The 15045-nt window shown below is 63.3% G+C and carries 19 protein-coding genes; 10 read left to right on the top strand and 9 right to left on the bottom strand.

Features of this window, described 5'->3' with window-relative positions:
* Positions 1-579, top strand: a complete 579-nt coding sequence (locus J7S20_RS05095) for a DUF924 family protein (protein ID WP_284053135.1) — start codon at positions 1-3, stop codon at positions 577-579.
* Here the strand turns inward: J7S20_RS05095 and J7S20_RS05090 are convergent.
* On the bottom strand, positions 554-2185 hold the full coding sequence (locus J7S20_RS05090; protein ID WP_284053134.1) for a putative bifunctional diguanylate cyclase/phosphodiesterase: 1632 nt from the start codon (positions 2183-2185) through the stop codon (positions 554-556). The two genes, J7S20_RS05095 and J7S20_RS05090, sit on opposite strands and share 26 nt — an antisense overlap.
* A 225-nt stretch (positions 2186-2410) precedes the next feature.
* Between J7S20_RS05090 and ffh the strand changes: the two genes are divergently transcribed.
* The 3 genes from ffh (at position 2411) to rimM (ending at position 5024) form a co-directional block, all read left to right on the top strand.
* A complete protein-coding gene (ffh, locus tag J7S20_RS05085; RefSeq protein WP_284053133.1) occupies positions 2411-3907 on the top strand; it encodes a signal recognition particle protein in 1497 nt (498 codons plus the stop codon).
* A gap of 81 nt (positions 3908-3988) precedes the next feature.
* Positions 3989-4453 carry a 30S ribosomal protein S16 gene (gene rpsP, locus J7S20_RS05080; protein WP_284053132.1) on the top strand — a complete coding sequence of 155 codons (465 nt, stop codon included), beginning with the start codon at positions 3989-3991 and terminating at the stop codon, positions 4451-4453.
* Positions 4454-4502: 49 nt separating this feature from the next.
* A complete protein-coding gene (rimM, locus tag J7S20_RS05075) occupies positions 4503-5024 on the top strand; it encodes a ribosome maturation factor RimM (protein ID WP_284053131.1) in 522 nt (173 codons plus the stop codon).
* Here rimM and rsmD read toward each other — a convergent pair.
* Positions 5021-5560 carry a 16S rRNA (guanine(966)-N(2))-methyltransferase RsmD gene (gene rsmD, locus J7S20_RS05070; RefSeq protein ID WP_284053130.1) on the bottom strand — a complete coding sequence of 180 codons (540 nt, stop codon included), beginning with the start codon at positions 5558-5560 and terminating at the stop codon, positions 5021-5023. The genes rimM and rsmD overlap by 4 nt on opposite strands.
* Positions 5557-6384 carry a pseudouridine synthase gene (locus J7S20_RS05065; protein WP_284053129.1) on the bottom strand — a complete coding sequence of 276 codons (828 nt, stop codon included), beginning with the start codon at positions 6382-6384 and terminating at the stop codon, positions 5557-5559. Before J7S20_RS05065 ends, rsmD begins: the two co-directional genes overlap by 4 nt.
* 130 nt (positions 6385-6514) lie before the next feature.
* Here J7S20_RS05065 and J7S20_RS05060 point away from each other — a divergent pair, with 130 nt between their 5' ends.
* On the top strand, positions 6515-6946 hold the full coding sequence (locus J7S20_RS05060) for a response regulator (RefSeq protein WP_284053128.1): 432 nt from the start codon (positions 6515-6517) through the stop codon (positions 6944-6946).
* On the opposite strand, the gene J7S20_RS05055 is transcribed toward J7S20_RS05060, so the two are convergent.
* The 4 genes from J7S20_RS05055 to serS are packed head-to-tail and all read right to left on the bottom strand — an operon-like array spanning position 6943 to position 11067.
* Positions 6943-7968, bottom strand: a complete 1026-nt coding sequence (locus tag J7S20_RS05055) for a potassium channel family protein (RefSeq protein ID WP_284053127.1) — start codon at positions 7966-7968, stop codon at positions 6943-6945. The genes J7S20_RS05060 and J7S20_RS05055 overlap by 4 nt on opposite strands.
* On the bottom strand, positions 7965-8966 hold the full coding sequence (locus J7S20_RS05050) for a peptidoglycan DD-metalloendopeptidase family protein (RefSeq protein WP_284053126.1): 1002 nt from the start codon (positions 8964-8966) through the stop codon (positions 7965-7967). The genes J7S20_RS05055 and J7S20_RS05050 overlap by 4 nt, the downstream gene beginning before the upstream one ends.
* 56 nt (positions 8967-9022) lie before the next feature.
* A complete protein-coding gene (gene surE, locus J7S20_RS05045) occupies positions 9023-9787 on the bottom strand; it encodes a 5'/3'-nucleotidase SurE (protein ID WP_284053125.1) in 765 nt (254 codons plus the stop codon).
* A complete protein-coding gene (serS, locus tag J7S20_RS05040) occupies positions 9787-11067 on the bottom strand; it encodes a serine--tRNA ligase (RefSeq protein ID WP_284053124.1) in 1281 nt (426 codons plus the stop codon). The genes surE and serS overlap by 1 nt, the downstream gene beginning before the upstream one ends.
* 97 nt (positions 11068-11164) lie before the next feature.
* Here serS and J7S20_RS05035 point away from each other — a divergent pair, with 97 nt between their 5' ends.
* Complete coding sequence (locus J7S20_RS05035; protein WP_284053403.1) at positions 11165-11608, top strand: host attachment family protein; 444 nt, start codon at positions 11165-11167, stop codon at positions 11606-11608.
* Between the two features lie 72 nt (positions 11609-11680).
* On the opposite strand, the gene J7S20_RS05030 is transcribed toward J7S20_RS05035, so the two are convergent.
* The gene (locus J7S20_RS05030) at positions 11681-12598 is read right to left on the bottom strand and encodes a hypothetical protein (protein WP_284053123.1); all 918 of its coding nucleotides are present in this window, start codon (positions 12596-12598) and stop codon (positions 11681-11683) included.
* Positions 12599-13036: 438 nt separating this feature from the next.
* Here J7S20_RS05030 and dksA point away from each other — a divergent pair, with 438 nt between their 5' ends.
* Positions 13037-13498 carry an RNA polymerase-binding protein DksA gene (dksA, locus tag J7S20_RS05025; protein WP_284053122.1) on the top strand — a complete coding sequence of 154 codons (462 nt, stop codon included), beginning with the start codon at positions 13037-13039 and terminating at the stop codon, positions 13496-13498.
* Positions 13499-13564: 66 nt separating this feature from the next.
* Entirely contained in the window at positions 13565-13969 is a 405-nt protein-coding gene (locus J7S20_RS05020; RefSeq protein ID WP_284053121.1) for a PilZ domain-containing protein, read from the top strand.
* Positions 13970-13996: 27 nt separating this feature from the next.
* On the opposite strand, the gene J7S20_RS05015 is transcribed toward J7S20_RS05020, so the two are convergent.
* Positions 13997-14152: a YdcH family protein gene (locus J7S20_RS05015; RefSeq protein ID WP_284053120.1), complete on the bottom strand. Its 156-nt coding sequence runs from the start codon at positions 14150-14152 to the stop codon at positions 13997-13999.
* A gap of 119 nt (positions 14153-14271) precedes the next feature.
* Here J7S20_RS05015 and J7S20_RS05010 point away from each other — a divergent pair, with 119 nt between their 5' ends.
* Together J7S20_RS05010 and J7S20_RS05005 are read left to right on the top strand one after the other, a co-directional pair.
* Positions 14272-14481, top strand: a complete 210-nt coding sequence (locus J7S20_RS05010) for a YdcH family protein (RefSeq protein ID WP_430980905.1) — start codon at positions 14272-14274, stop codon at positions 14479-14481.
* Between the two features lie 119 nt (positions 14482-14600).
* Positions 14601-15044, top strand: a complete 444-nt coding sequence (locus tag J7S20_RS05005) for a DUF1465 family protein (RefSeq protein ID WP_284053119.1) — start codon at positions 14601-14603, stop codon at positions 15042-15044.
* Position 15045 lies beyond the last annotated feature (1 nt).

Genomic DNA, 15045 nt, shown 5'->3' with positions numbered 1-15045 from the left:
ATGGCCGGTGATCTAGGGCGCGCAGGGGCGGAAGTCCACGCAGTCGCGCGCGATATCCTCGACTTCTGGTTCAAGGAATTGTCGCCCGAACAGTGGTTCGCCAAGGACGCCGAGATCGACGCGGCCATCGCTCGCCGTTTCGCCGCGACGCGCGACATGCTGATTGCGGGAGGTGCCGCCTCGTGGCGCGACAACCCCGAAACCCTGCTCGCCGCGGTGATCGCGATCGACCAGTTTTCGCGCAACATTCATCGCGGCGCGGCTGCGGCCTATGCCGGCGACGAGCTTGCCCGGCAATTGACGCTGCTCGCGCTCGATCGGGGGTGGGACCGGCAGATGACCGACCACCAGCGCCAGTTTCTCTACATGCCGTTGATGCATGCCGAGGATATGGCCTTGCAGAATCGCAGCGTCAGCCTGTTCGAAAGCTTGGGTCTTGAGCAGGCGGCTCGGTTCGCGCGCGATCACCATTCCGTCATCGAACGGTTCGGGCGATTCCCAAGCCGTAATGCTGCGCTGGGACGTGCATCGACGCCCGAGGAACAGGAATATCTCAGCCAGCCAGACGCTGGTTGGTAGCTACGCGGACGGGAGGTTGATCGGGGTTGGGTGCTGCCGTGAGCAGGCGCTTTTCAGCGAGCAACCGGCGCGCGCCCGTCATCGACAGCGGTTTGCCGAAATGCCAGCCTTGCCCCTTTGAACAGCCCATCGCGAGCAGCCGGGCGGCGACCGCCTCGTCCTCGATCCCCTCGGCGGTGACCGGCAGGTTCAGGCTTTCGCCGAGCTTGGTGATCGCCGTGACGATTGCCGCGCTATCGGGATTTTCGGACATCGACACGATGAAGCTTCGGTCGATCTTGATCCTGTCGAACGGCAGCGCACGCAAATGCGCGAGCGAGCTGTATCCCGTACCGAAATCGTCGAGCGCCAGGCGAATACCCTGGTTTTTCAGGCTGCCGATGATCGACTGCGCCAGCGCCATATTGTCGAACAGGGCGCTTTCGGTGATTTCCACCTCCAGCCGCTCTGCCGGAAAGCGCGTTTCGGTGAGCAGCTTGATGATCTTCTGGGCAAGCCACGCATCGCGGAGCTGCCAGGGCGAGATATTGACCGCGAGCGAGATCGAGCTGTCCCAATCGCGCGCGCTGGCAAAGGCCTGACGCATGATCGACATCGACAATTCGGCGATCATGCCGGTTTCTTCGGCCACGGGGATGAATTCTTCGGGCGAGATCAGGCCGCGTGTCGGGTGTTCCCAGCGCGCCAATACCTCGAACCCCTGCAGGCGCATCGTGGCTAGGTCGATCTGCTGTTCGAAATAGGGAACGATCTCCTGCCGGGGAATCGCGGAACGCAGCCCGTTTTCCAGTTCGTTGCGCGCTTCCAGCTCGCGCTCCATCGACCGGTCGAACCAGGCGAAGCGATTGCGGCCCGATTTCTTCGCAGAATACATCGCGATATCGGCCGAGCGCATCAGCGCATCGATGCTTGGGCAGCCGAAATCGGACCGGGCCAGGCCCAGCGAGCAGGAAATATGGCAGCCGATCCCTTCGACCGTGAACGGCTGTGCCATCCGGCTGACGAGCCGGTCGGCAATCCGGTCGACGGTGCCGGGATGTTCGGGATCGAACAGCATCGCGCAGGCGAACTCGTCGCCGCCGAAACGGGCGATCAGCGCGCTTTGCGGCAGGATATGGGTCATTTCCTCGGCAACCGCGCGCAGCAACGCATCGCCGACGGTATGGCCGTGCATGTCGTTGACGCTCTTGAAATGATCGAGATCGAGCAGCAGGAGTGCGGTTGCCTTGCCGCGCTTCGTCCCGCGTGAAAGCAGCGCTGCGCCTTCTTCGGCCATGCTGCGGCGGTTGAGAAATCCGGTCAGCGGATCGCGCGATGCCAGCAACTGCGCGCGCTCCTCGGCGGCAGTGCGAAGCGAGATTTCCTCTGACAGGTAATGATGGCGACGCCAGCCGATCAGGATCAGCGCGACATTGAGCAGCAGGGCGATCACGATCGTGCGGTCGGCAGGCTCGCCGCCCTCGAAATAATAGGCAAGGGTAGCGGACAGAACCGAACTGCCCGTGCCGACGAACAGCAGGATCGCGGCGATGGCGACAGCGCCGCTCAGCAGTTCTCCGCTTGCGCGGCGCGCCTTTGCTGGCGTTCGTTCCGAACCCGGCGTCATTGTCGGTTCTTCCCCTTCCTTCGATCGGGGGATCATCGACTCGATCGGTATAAATCGGGTTAAGCCGGTCGAACTTGCGCTTTTGCCCGGAAGGCGCTAAAGGCCGCGTCGTTCGCAATCGCGACACGTATATTTGTACCGTCCCATGGGGCGACGCCGGCCGACGAGGTTTCGTCCGCCGGCGCATTTTGCGTTACGCGGGTGCGACAGGAAATTGGAGTGCGCATGTTCGATAGTTTGAGCGACCGGCTCGGCGGAGTATTCGACAGGCTTCGTGGGCGCGGCGCGCTGACAGAGGCCGATGTCCGCACCGCCATGCGCGAGGTTCGCGTGGCGCTGCTCGAGGCTGACGTGGCGCTTCCCGTCGCGCGCGCCTTTGTCGAGCGCGCGACCGAAAAGGCGATCGGTCAGAACGTGTTGCGTTCGGTCACGCCCGGTCAGCAGGTCGTCAAGATCGTCCATGACGAGCTGGTCGAGATGCTTGGCCCCGATACGGCCGAACTCGACATCGGCACGACGCCACCGGCGGTCGTCATGCTGGTCGGGCTTCAGGGTTCGGGTAAGACGACGACCACCGCCAAGCTGGCCAAGATGCTCAAGGGCAAGCAGAACAAGAAGGTTCTGATGGCGTCGCTCGACGTCAATCGCCCGGCGGCGCAGGAACAACTTGCGACGCTCGGCACGCAGACCGAAGTCGCGACCTTGCCGATCATAGAGGGCCAGCAGCCGGTCGATATCGCTCGGCGTGCGCTTCAGTCCGCGAAGCTTCAGGGCCACGACGTTCTGATGCTCGATACCGCGGGCCGCTTGCACGTCGATCAGGCGCTGATGGATGAGATGAAGGCGGTGGCAGAGGTCGCCAACCCGGCCGAAATCCTGCTCGTCGTCGATTCGCTGACCGGTCAGGATGCGGTCAATGTCGCGCAGAACTTCTCTGAACAGGTGCCGCTGACGGGCGTCATCCTGACCCGGATGGACGGCGATGCGCGCGGCGGCGCGGCGCTGTCGATGCGCGAGGTCACCGGCAAGCCGATCAAGTTCGCCGGCGTCGGTGAGAAGCTCGATGCGATCGAGCCTTTCCATCCCGAGCGCGTCGCCGGACGGATTCTGGGCATGGGCGACGTCGTCAGCCTGGTCGAAAAGGCGGCGCAGTCGATCGAGCAGGAAGATGCCGAGCGCATGGCGCAGCGGCTCGCCAAGGGGCAGTTCGACATGAACGACCTGCGCTCGCAGCTTGCCCAGATGCGCAAGATGGGCGGTCTCGGCGCGCTTGCCGGCATGATCCCGGGGATGAAGAAGGCGCAGGCGGCGATGGCTTCGGGCGCGGTGGATGAACGCCTGCTGCTCCGCATGGATGCGATGATCACCTCGATGACTCCGAAGGAGCGCGCCAAGCCCGCGCTCCTGAACGCCAAGCGCAAGCGCCGCGTCGCCAATGGTTCGGGCACGACGGTGCAGGACGTCAACCGGCTGCTCAAGATGCACCAGGAAATGTCCACCGCCATGAAGAAGATCAAGAAGATGGGCGGCATCAAGGGCATGATGGCAATGCTCGGAAAAGGCGGGCCGGGCGGTGGGCTCGGCGGCCTCGGCAACGCCATGGGCGGCCCCGAATTGGGCGATGCGATGGGCAAGATGGGCGGAATGCCCGGCCTCCCGGGCAAAGGCGGCATGCCGCAACTCCCGCCCGGTTTCGAAAATATGGTCAAGAAGAAGAAATAACGCTGCCGTCGAAAGCGTTTGGTTTTGAAAACGAACTCCCGGCCCGGCCGGATGGGTATTGAAGAAGGAAGAAAGTAGAAAATGGCACTCAGCATGCGTTTGTCGCGGGGCGGCTCGAAGAAGCGTCCTTATTACCGGATCGTCGTTGCCGATGCGCGCAGCCCGCGCGACGGCCGTTTCATCGAAAAGATCGGCAGCTACAACCCGCTCCTCGCGAAAGACGACGAAAAGCGCGTCGTGCTCGATGGCGACCGTGCGAAGCACTGGCTGGGCCTTGGCGCGCAGCCGACCGATCGCGTTCTCCGCTTCCTCGACGCCGCCGGCATCAAGGAACGCGCTGCCCGCAGCAACCCGAAAAAGGGTGAGCCGGGCGAGAAGGCCAAGGAGCGCGCCGAGGAGCGTGAGGAAAAGCTGAAGGCAGCGCAAGAAGCCGAAGCCGAGGCAGTTGTCGCGGCCGAGGTCGAAGCGGCCACCGAAGAGCCCACGCCCGAAGCCGAGCAGGTCGCCGAAGCGACGGCCGAAGAAACTCCGCCCGCCGAGGGCTGATCGGTGAATCCCTCCCGCTTGCGGGAGGGATCAGGGGAGGGCATCGACCTTGCCGTCTGAAACAATCCCTCCCCCGGCGCCGCAGGAATGCGGAAAGGACGATTTCGCCGTCACGCTGGCCGCCATTATCGGCGCGCACGGCGTGACGGGGGAAGTCCGGCTGAAGGTCTTTGCCGAGGACATCGGCCGCTATCGCAGCTTCAACGGCGGCGCGCTGACGCTGAAATCGGTCCGCAAAGGGCCGAACGGCGCGATTGCGCGCTTTGCCGAAATCGGCGACCGCACCGCTGCCGAGCGGCTGCGCGGGACCGAATTGACAGTGCCGCGTTCGGCGCTGCCGCCGCTTGATGACGGCGAATATTATCATGTCGATCTTCTCGGCTTGCCGGCGGTCTCCGCAGACGGAGAGGCGCTTGGCCGCGTCGTCGCGGTCGACGATTTCGGCGCCGGCGACGTGGTCGAGATAGAACGCCCCTCGGGCAAACGCTTCATGGTGCCGATGCGGCCCGAAGCGGTTCCCGAATGGAATGGCGGCCGCCTCGTGGTGTCGGCCGAGTTCGCTGAGTTTTAGGCGGGTCGCAGCAGCGATATCTGCGCCTTGCCGTGTGCGCGAACGGCGTCGGCCTCGAAGCCCGTTACCGTCACGTCTTCGCCGCGTTCGGTCTCTATGCTGATCCAGCTATGCTCGCCGATCCAGCCAAGCCGGTTGAGCCGGTCGAGCGCGACCGCGCCGGCACCGGTTCCATAGGGCGGGTCCATAAGGATCAGGTCGAGCGGTTGCGGCGCGGGACCGAGCGCCATGACCGATTGCGCACGGATGTCCGCTCCGCGTGCCCCCAGCCGCAAGACATTATCACGCAGCGCCTCGATCGCAGCCTGATCCTGATCGACGAACAGGCATGTCGCCGCTCCTCGCGACAGTGCTTCCAGGCCGAGCGCGCCCGATCCCGCGAACATGTCTCCGACGCGCAGATCTTCGAAGCTGCCTAGCCTGCTCGCCAGCATCGAGAACAATGCCTCGCGCGTGCGGTCGGCGGTCGGGCGTGTCGTTGCGCCGCGCGGCGCCGATAGCGGGCGGCCGCGCCATTGGCCGGCGATAATCCTCATGTGCCGGGCCGCTTGCGCTCAAGCGACTTGCGAAACACGATCAGGTCGTGGCGCCGGACTTCGCCGATCCCGCCCGATGGCAGGTCGCCAAGCTCGAACGGGCCATAGCGTGTGCGGATCAACCGGTTCACCTCCAGGCCGAGATATTCGAGAACGCGGCGTACCTCGCGGTTCTTGCCCTCGGTCAGGGTTAGTTCGACCCAGGTATTGGCGCCGGTGCGCCGCTCCAGATTGGCGTCGATCCGGCCATAGCGCATGCCGTCGATCTCTACCCCTTCGATCAGTTCCTCGAGCTGTTCCTGGCTGATCTGTCCGAATGCACGCGCGCGATAAGTGCGCTCGACACCCGTTGCGGGGAGTTCGAGCTGGCGCTTGAATTCGCCATCGGTGGTCAGCAGCAGCAGCCCCTCGGTATTATAATCGAGGCGACCGACCGGCATCAGGCGCGGTAAATCCTTGGGCAGCACGTCGTAGATCGTCTTGCGGCCCTTGGGGTCGCGCTCGGTGGTCAGGCAGCCGGTGGGCTTGTGAAAGAGAAACAGGCGTGCGGGCGCCGGCTCTGCCACCGGCTTGCCATCGACCGTGACGCCGCGCAGCGATGCGACGAGTGTCGCCGGCGTTTCCAGCACCTTGCCGTCGATCGCGACGCGACCTTCGCCGATCATCCGCTCGACCTCTCGCCGCGAAGCGACCCCGGCACGCGCCAGCAATTTGGCGATGCGCTGCTCCTCTTTTTCCGCGCGCGACCCGGGGTTGGGTTGCGCGGGGCGGGACGGGCGAGCGGGGCGGCGTTTGCGCGGCGGAGATTTGCGATCGGCGGACATATCGCGGGCACGTGTAGAGCTTTTGGCGGTTGGTGCAAAAACTTTGCTGCGCGCAACGATCATGCGGCTATGGCGTTGATTCAATCGCAGGCGAAACGGTTGGGCGTCGAGGGAGCGTACAGGTCGGCTTATGTTGTTCGGTAAGAAGAAGCGACGGATTCACAACATCCTGATCGTCGAGGATGAACCGCTGGTCGCTTTCGACAACGAACATCTGCTGGGCGACGAGGGGTTCGAAATCGTCGACACGACCGATTCGGTCACAGAAGCCATCGCGGTGATCGATGGCGACATGCCCGTCGATCTGGTGCTGGTCGATGTGAAGCTGAAGGACGGCAGCGGTATCGACGTGGCGAAGGCGGCGCACGATGCCGGCATGCGCGTCCTCTTCGTCACCGGAAACTGCCCGACAGAGGCGAGGGAACTGGCTTCCGGTTGTCTCGCCAAACCCTATTCGCCGCGCGACCTTCTGGCGGCCATCGATGCGATCGAAGCGGTCGCCGATGGAAAGAAACACAAGAAACTGCCGCGCAATTTCAGCCTGTTTGCCGCCGACGCCTAGATGGCGTCGCCGTTGCGGCGAACGATCTCGACGATCGTGTCGCCAGACTGCAGCATATCGCATTCGGAGTCGCAAAAGGCATGCGGCTGGCCGTCGCGATAGATACGAACGCCAAGCCCGGTGTCGATCGTTCGTAACGGTTGCCCGATCTCAGCATCGGTAACGGCTCTTTCGCGCAGCGACACGCGTCCGCGGATCGACGCGAGATCCATCATGTAATCGGCGATGTGCTGATGCGAAGACGATCCCGCCAGCAACAGCCCGGCAAAGCTGACCGGGTTGATGACCGTGCTCGCGCCCGCCGCGCGTGCCGGTACCTCATTGTCTTCGGCCTTTACGATCACGCTGATCGGCAGGTCCGCCGAAAGGTGGCGTGCGGTCAGCGTGATGAGGATCGAGGTATCGTCGCGTCCCGCCGACACGATCATCGACCTGGCGCGAGTCAGCTTCACGTCTTCGAGGGTCGCATCGCGCGTGGCGTCGCCCAGAAGGACGTTGCAGCCGAGTGCTTCTGCGCGGCCGAGCGCATCGGCGTCGCATTCGATCACGACGATGTCGCGCGGTTCGGTGCCGCGCGCGATCAGTTCATCGACGGCTTCCGATCCAGTCGTGCCGAACCCGGCGACGATGACATGGTCGTGAAGATTCTTCTGGATGAGCGCCATGCGCCATTTCTCCCATGTCCGTCTGAGGACGAAATTATAGGCGGTGCCGAGGAACAGCAGCACCACGAACACGCGGATCGGAGTGACCACCAGCGCATCGAACATCCGCGCGCGTTCGCTGACTGGGGCGATGTCGCCATAGCCCGTCGTCGTGATCGAAATCATCGTGAAATAGATGACGTCGAGAAAGCTGACATGGCCGTCATAGGTGTCGCGCAACCCCGCTCGGTCGAACCAGTGGACGCCGACCGCCAGCGCCAGCAGCGCGAACACGCCCGCGACACGCCACCCGATCGACAGCCAGACGGGCAGCGAGGATTGGCGCCGGAGCGTTGCCGGTCGCCTCTGCTCGGTCATGAACGGTGGGGCAGCTTGGTCATGGGATCGATCGGCTTGCGACCCTTGCGGATCTCGAAATGAAGTTCGGGACGATCAGCAAAGCCGGTGTCGCCCGAAAGGGCGATTTCCTGCCCGCGCTTTACCGACTGGCCCCGTTGTACGAGCAACTGGCTGGCATGGCCATAGACCGTCGCATAGTCGTCGCCGTGCTTCAGGATCACGATGCCGCCCAGCGCAGGAACGTCATCGCCGACATACACGACCACCCCGTCGGCGGCAGCGCGTACCGGGGTGTCCAACGGCACCGCGATCGTGATGCCGTCGTTGCGCTCACCGCTCTTGCCCGGGCCGAAGCCTTTCAGGACGGCACCCTCGACCGGCCAGGCGAACGGGCCGCTGAGACGAGCCGGGGGCTGGACCGCAACGGTCGGCGGCAGGACGCGCGCTGACGATGCGGTGGCCTTGGCGGGTCGGTCGCCACGTCCGATGGCGGGTTCGCCGCCGGTGACAATATCCTCGATGTCGAGGTTGAAGGCGGCAGCGCGTTCGGCGACCGTCATCGGTCCCGTGGAGGGGATCAAAATGCGCTGACCGACGCGCAGGATATAGGGCGATTCTAGGTCGTTCGCCGCAATCACCTGCGACCAGGGCACGCCATAGGCGCGGGCGATGGCGATACCCGTTTCGCCCTGCTTGACGCGGTGATAGCGCCCCCCCGGGATTGTCAGCTTCTGACCCGTATAGATGGTGAACGGGGCCGAGAGATGGTTGGCGCGCGCAATCGCTTCCGATCCGGCACCGGTCTTGTTGGCGATGCCGCGCAGCGTATCGCCGTGCCTGACCGTGTAGGTCGAGGCGGAAACCAGCTTCGCATCGGCCGAAACCGGTCGCAATTCCCAGGCGGGCGGCGTCGATGGCAGGCGGCTTACCGTCTGCGCGTCGCTCCGCTTGGGCGCCGGTCTGTAATCATAAGGCGCATATCCCGCAGGAATGCATCCGCTTAGCGATATTGCCATCGCCGCGATCGCTGCGCGCTTCGTCGTTCGCCCCCCCATGGTCCCCCCTGACCGTGTTAGCGATAGATTTCGGTTAGATTATTCAGCGATTTATGGTGTGTAAGGTCAAGATGTAATGGCGTCACCGCGACGAAACCGTCCGCTACCGCCTCCAGATCGGTTGAATGTTGCGGCGTGCTCACTGCCGGTCCGAGGCCGAACCAGTGATATTCATATCCGCGCGGATCGCGGTTGGTGACGATCTGCAGACGGCCATAGTCGCGCAGGCCCTGGGCGGCGACACGGATGCCCTTTACCGCATCGGCGGCAAGCGCGGGAAAGTTGACGTTCACGAGTGTTCGCGGCGCCCAGTCCATGTCGAGCAGCGGGCGCAGCGCACGTTCACCCCACCGCGCCGCCGCTTCGAATGGTACGGTATCGCCCATCCCTTCACGCGAATAGACCTGGCTGAGCGCGACCGACCGAACGCCGGCAAGCGCTCCTTCCATCGCCGCCGACACTGTGCCCGAATAGGTCACGTCCTCGGCAAGGTTCGCCCCGCGGTTGACGCCAGACAGGATCAGATCGGGCGGATCGTCCTTCATGATCTTGGCAAGCGCCATCATCACCGCGTCGGTCGGCGTGCCCGACACCGCAAAGCGCTTTTCGGCAAAGCGCCGCAGCCGCAAGGGGCGGGTGATCGTCAGCGAATGGCCGGCGCCCGATTGTTCCTCCGCCGGTGCGACCACCCAGACATCGTCGGAAAACCTGGCTGCGATCTCCTCCAGAACTTTCAGGCCCGGCGCGTGGTATCCGTCGTCATTGGTGCAGAGAATGCGCATCAGGCAGCAGGCTCCAACCGGTCGAGCCCTTTGAGATAGGGGCGCAGCGCGACCGGAACCGATACCGAACCGTCGGCCTGCTGATAGTTTTCCAGTACCGCGACGAGCGTCCGCCCGACCGCCAGACCAGAGCCGTTGAGCGTATGGACGAAGCGTGTCGTCTTTTCCCCTTCGCGCCGGAAGCGTGCGTTCATGCGGCGCGCCTGAAAATCGGTGCAGGTCGATACGCTCGAAATCTCGCGGTAGCGATCCTGCCCGGGCAGCCAGACTTCCAGGTCATAGGTTCGCGCGGCGGTGAAGCCCATATCGCCCGTGCACAGCTTCATTCGCCGGAAGGGCAGGTCGAGCCGGGTCAGGATGTCCTCTGCACAAACGGTCATCCGTTCGTGCTCGTCCTCGGACGCCTCGGGCGTGACGACCGACACCATTTCGACCTTTTCGAACTGGTGCTGGCGGATATAGCCGCGTGTGTCGCGCCCGGCGGCACCCGCTTCGGAGCGGAAGCACGGCGTCAGCGCGGCGAAGCGCATAGGCAGTTCCTCCTCGCCCCAGATATGGTCGCGCACGATATTGGTCAGGCTGACCTCGGCGGTCGGGATCAGCCACCGGCCATCGGTAGTGCGAAACAGGTCTTCGGAGAATTTGGGCAGCTGCCCGGTGCCGAAAACGGCCTCGTCGCGGACCAGCAGCGGCGGCACGACCTGTTCGAAGCCATGCTCACCGGCAAGCGTATCGAGCATGAACTGGCCAAGCGCGCGGTGCAGACGCGCAGCAGCGCCGCGGACCAGCGTGAACCGCGCGCCCGACATCGCTGCCCCGGTTTCGAAATCAAGGCCCAGCGGCGGGCCGAGTTCGTCATGCTCCTTGGGCGCGAAGCTGAAATCGGGCTTGTCGCCATGCGTCGCGATCAGCGCGTTGTCGTCTTCGTCCTCGCCTTCGGGAACGTCGCCCATGGGCAGGTTGGGGATCGTGGCAAGCGCTGCGTTCAGTTCCTCGCTCGCGGCTTTTTCTTCGGCTTCGAGTGCGGGCAGGCGCTGTTTCAGCTCCGCCACCTCGGTCATCAGCGCTTGCGCGGCCTGCTCATCACCCTTTGCCTTGGCGGCGCCGATCGCCTTCGACGCTTCGTTTCGCCGCGCCTGTCCGGCCTGCGCCTCGCTGATAAGCGAGCGGCGCTTTTCGTCGAGCGCGAGCAGATGGTCGGCGGCGGCATCGAAACCGCGCCGTGAAAGGGCTGCGTCGAATGCGGCGGGATTGTCGCGGATGGTGCGAATATCGTGCATGACGCGGGCTATGGCGTCACTGGCGGAAAGGCGCAACCCGTCAGGCGTCCGCGCGTTATTTCCTTACACAATCGAGCCAACGAAAAGGAGAAACGCGATGCAGGTTCCCCACGACAGCTTTGTGGTGGTCGCCGATGGACGAAAAATGCTCTTCCTCAGGAACGAAGGTGATGCCGAGCACCTCAATCTGGTTGTGGACCGCGTGCGCGAGCAGGACAATCCACCCGACCGCGAACAGTCGACCGACGGACCCGGCACGACCTTTTCGGGTCAGGGTAACGGCCGGAGCTCCTATCAGGAAACCGACTTCCATCAGCTGGAAGAAGACAGGTTTGCCGCGGAGACCGCGGAAATCCTGAAGAAGCGGGCCTATAACAATGATTTTGAATCGCTGATCGTCGTCGCGCCGCCGCGTACGCTGGGTGAGCTGCGCAAACATTATCACAAGGAGGTTCTCGACCGCCTGAAGGGCGAACTCGACAAAGACCTGACCGGCCACCCTGTTGCCGAAATCGAAAAGTCGCTTATCGCAGCGTCCTGATATGACGATCGCCGCTCCGGCCCATCGGCCGAAGCGGCGATTCCCCCACCTCGCATGAATTCAAAGGGTCGCTCAGGCGGCCTTTTCTTTTTTGCGCTTCAGTCGCTTGCGGGCGACGAGCGTTGCCGCGGCTCCGCCGAACAACAATACCATCGGCGGTGCGGGCACCGGCGTCGGCGTTCCGCTCGATCCGCCATGATGGCCATGATGATGCCCGCTCGAGCTCCAGCCGCTCGAACCCCAGCCGTGGCTCGAACCCCAGCCATGATTGTCCTGGTTCTGATTCTGGCCCTGACCCTGATTTTGGTTCTGGTCCTGATTCTGCTGCTGGTTCTGATCCTGGTTCTGGTTTTGCGACTGCTCGTTCGAGTTGTTGTTCGTATTCGAATTCGAATTGTTGTTCGTGTTGGTGTTGTTGCTCTCGGACGAGCTGTTGCTCGAATTGTTGTTGTTGTTGTCGTTCGACTGATTGTTGGTGTTCGAATTATCGGCCGAATTATCGTTGTTGTTGGTGCTGCTGTTCGAATTGTCGATGTTCACATTGCTGCCGCTCGACGTCGACGAGATGACGATCCCGCTGCTGCCGCCGCTGCTGCCACCGAAGAACCCGCCGGCGAAAAAGCCTCCGCCAAAACCGCCGCCAAAGCCGCCGCTGCCGCCGATGACGACCGGAACCGCACCGCCGCCGCTGCTCGACACGACCGGGACGTCGCGGCGCGGAGGCAGCGGAATGGGCGCGCCTTGCGACGTCACCGTCACGACTGCCGGCTGGCAGTTCGGCACAACCGGCTTCGCCGTTTTGACGATGCGCTTGGTCCGGTGGACCTTGGTCAGCTTCGTGACTTTGGTCGCCGGGCGATGATAGCTGTGGTTCTTGCTCGCCACCCGCTTCACGTGCACGCGCTTGGGCGACGTGTCGAGAGCGTGTACCGCGCCGCCGCCGACGATTGCGCCGCCGCAAGCGCAGGCGCACAATTTTGCCAAGGCCATCCGTACCGACATAAAGCGTCCTATTCTCTTCTTTTCGCGGGCCCGAAGGACAGGCAAGAGAGCCAGATCCTTTCGCCGCTGATGGCCTAGGAGGTCAGAAGAAAAGATTAAGCGCAACGCGGTTAACCATGCTCTGCTGGTCTATTTTGGGAAAATGCCGCCGCGGCAGCAACGCGATATGGATAACGTCCGATTTCGGGACATAATTGCGCTCGTTCCGGCCCGCACTTCTTCGCCAACATGGTTAACGCATGTCCCGGGATAGGTCGTTCTGACCACCTGCGCCATCTAATTTCCCCCATGTCACTAGGGATTTATGGCGAATTTCTGCCGATTCGCATGCTTGTCGAGCGGCCCGCTTGAACGTATAGGGCCGGCGAGGGGAAGGACGGTCCATCTGGGTAACAGCCGGCTGGATCGCTAGTATGGAGAGTGGGGATGGCAACAGTTCTGGATCTACGCGACGAACCTTCGGGCCATCGCGGTGCCGCCAACGACCTTGATGGGTATCGGCCGCGCGCGAACGAGCCGTTCATGAACCCGCGGCAGCAGGAATATTTCCGCCGCAAATTGCTCGATTGGAAGGACGCGATCTGTCGCGAGGCAGAGGGTACGCTTTCGCAACTCCAGTCCGAACCGCTGCGCGAGGCGGACCTTACCGACCGCGCATCGAGCGAAACCGACTGGTCGATCGAACTGCGGACGCGTGACCGCCAGCGCAAGCTGATTTCCAAGATCGATGCAGCACTTCGTCGCATCGAAGAAGGCGAATATGGCTATTGCGAAGTGACCGGTGAGCCGATTTCGCTCGCACGGCTCGAGGCGCGGCCGATCGCGACGATGACGGTCGAAGCGCAGGAACGGCACGAGCGCAACGAGAAGGTGTCGCGCGAGGACTGATGTTACTGCGGAAACCCGCCGGCGGTTAACGGTTTCGATAATGATTGCTGGTCTATTGTCGGCCACGTGGATTTTCGATCGAGCCGAGCAGCAATGAATCAGCACCGTTCCGATGCGTTTGGGGATAAGCCCACCGCTGCTGGCGGGCATAGCCGGTCGAATGCGCGCGACAGCATGTTTCTGTCGGCGAAATTTTGCCATGACGGGCTTTCGGAAGCGCAGGTTGTTCGCATCCGCAATCTGTCTGCGGGCGGCCTGATGGCGGAATATCCTGAGCGGTTGGCGGTGGGCACGCCGGTATCGGTGGAGATTCGCGGTATCGGCAAGGTTACCGGCAGCGTTGCCTGGTGCACCGATGAACGTGTCGGGGTTGCCTTTGATCGGCAGGTCGATCCGAAACTGGCCCGCAAACCGGTTGGCAAGGGGGCGAAGTCGCCCGTTTACACGAAAGCCATACTCCCGCGCCGCTGAACGGCGCGGGGCAGGGCGCGAAGGGCGCTAGTGCGCCTGCATTTCCTCCTTCACGCGCAACTTCTCTCGCTTGAGTTCCGCAACCAGAAGCTGATCCGGGCGGGGCCGGTGCATTTCGTCGGAAATGCGGCGGTCGAGCTTGTGGTGCTTGGCCTCGAGTGACGAGATATGCGCATTCTGCATGGCAATGCTTCTCCTTTCGAGCTTGGGGGAACATAATAAACCACGCTTCGGGCCGATTGTCGCTATCCTTGTGATGTGCTTTCGACGGGGCGTGCGGTATTCGGCACCAGTTAGCGACCATGGGGGCAGGGTTGGACGATCAGGATATCGAGGCGCGGCTGGAGCAGGTTCGGATCGAGCACCGCGATCTCGACGCCGCGATTGACGCGCTGCTTCGCGGTGCCAATCCCGATCAACTGCGCATCGCGCGCCTGAAGCGGCAGAAGCTGCGGCTTCGCGACCGCATCGCGGATCTGGAAGATCGTTTGATCCCCGACATCATCGCTTGAACCAAATGCCGCGGTTCGGTGAACCGTTTTGAGAAAGTTCTGCTGGCGCGAGGGCCGAATTTGCCGTTCCGTTTGCTGGCGCTTTCTGGCACTCCATCGGGATGCACGCGCGCGACGAAATGAATCGAATCCATCGCCGGTTGATCGACACGCTCTATACCGAAGCGATGCTTCTGGCCGACGAGGCGCGCGGCTATTTCGACGCGGCCGGTCGTGAGGAGCGCAGCACGCTCGATGCGATAACGCGGGTGGCGTTTTCGTGCGAATCGCTGAAGGTGACCACACGCCTGATGCATGTCATCGCCTGGCTCCTGACCCAGCGCGCGATCGATTGTGGCGAACTGCCCGCGAGGGAAGCACTCGACCCTTCGCGCCGATTGGGAGAGGCGCCCGAAAGCGATGCGGATTTGACCGGCCGGATGCCGGCACAGGCGCGATCGATCATCGATGCGAGCATCGATCTTCACCGACGGGCATCGCATCTCGACCGCGCCCAGGCGGGTGAAGTCGAGGTCGAAAGTCCCGCTCGCGCCATGATGGCGCGGCTGAACCGCGCGTTCTAGC

This window comes from Stakelama marina (assembly GCF_018122655.1).
GTDB classification, from domain to species: domain Bacteria; phylum Pseudomonadota; class Alphaproteobacteria; order Sphingomonadales; family Sphingomonadaceae; genus Sphingomonas; species Sphingomonas marina.
This window is presented reverse-complemented; position numbering and strand designations above follow the sequence as displayed.

What these genes read in the sequence shown, in the direction of transcription:
- J7S20_RS05065 (WP_284053129.1), bottom strand. Translation starts at nt 6,384, where the DNA reads ATGTCCGCCGATCGCAAATCTCCGCCGCGCAAACGCCGCCCCGCTCGC.
- J7S20_RS05015 (WP_284053120.1), bottom strand. Translation starts at nt 14,152, where the DNA reads ATGCAGAATGCGCATATCTCGTCACTCGAGGCCAAGCACCACAAGCTC.
- dksA (WP_284053122.1), top strand. Translation starts at nt 13,037, where the DNA reads ATGGCAACAGTTCTGGATCTACGCGACGAACCTTCGGGCCATCGCGGT.
- J7S20_RS05035 (WP_284053403.1), top strand. Translation starts at nt 11,165, where the DNA reads ATGCAGGTTCCCCACGACAGCTTTGTGGTGGTCGCCGATGGACGAAAA.
- rpsP (WP_284053132.1), top strand. Translation starts at nt 3,989, where the DNA reads ATGGCACTCAGCATGCGTTTGTCGCGGGGCGGCTCGAAGAAGCGTCCT.
- J7S20_RS05095 (WP_284053135.1), top strand. Translation starts at nt 1, where the DNA reads ATGGCCGGTGATCTAGGGCGCGCAGGGGCGGAAGTCCACGCAGTCGCG.
- J7S20_RS05055 (WP_284053127.1), bottom strand. Translation starts at nt 7,968, where the DNA reads ATGACCGAGCAGAGGCGACCGGCAACGCTCCGGCGCCAATCCTCGCTG.
- rsmD (WP_284053130.1), bottom strand. Translation starts at nt 5,560, where the DNA reads ATGAGGATTATCGCCGGCCAATGGCGCGGCCGCCCGCTATCGGCGCCG.
- ffh (WP_284053133.1), top strand. Translation starts at nt 2,411, where the DNA reads ATGTTCGATAGTTTGAGCGACCGGCTCGGCGGAGTATTCGACAGGCTT.
- J7S20_RS05090 (WP_284053134.1), bottom strand. Translation starts at nt 2,185, where the DNA reads ATGACGCCGGGTTCGGAACGAACGCCAGCAAAGGCGCGCCGCGCAAGC.
- surE (WP_284053125.1), bottom strand. Translation starts at nt 9,787, where the DNA reads ATGCGCATTCTCTGCACCAATGACGACGGATACCACGCGCCGGGCCTG.
- J7S20_RS05030 (WP_284053123.1), bottom strand. Translation starts at nt 12,598, where the DNA reads ATGGCCTTGGCAAAATTGTGCGCCTGCGCTTGCGGCGGCGCAATCGTC.
- J7S20_RS05005 (WP_284053119.1), top strand. Translation starts at nt 14,601, where the DNA reads ATGAATCGAATCCATCGCCGGTTGATCGACACGCTCTATACCGAAGCG.
- J7S20_RS05050 (WP_284053126.1), bottom strand. Translation starts at nt 8,966, where the DNA reads ATGGCAATATCGCTAAGCGGATGCATTCCTGCGGGATATGCGCCTTAT.
- J7S20_RS05010 (WP_430980905.1), top strand. Translation starts at nt 14,272, where the DNA reads ATGGGGGCAGGGTTGGACGATCAGGATATCGAGGCGCGGCTGGAGCAG.
- J7S20_RS05060 (WP_284053128.1), top strand. Translation starts at nt 6,515, where the DNA reads ATGTTGTTCGGTAAGAAGAAGCGACGGATTCACAACATCCTGATCGTC.
- serS (WP_284053124.1), bottom strand. Translation starts at nt 11,067, where the DNA reads ATGCACGATATTCGCACCATCCGCGACAATCCCGCCGCATTCGACGCA.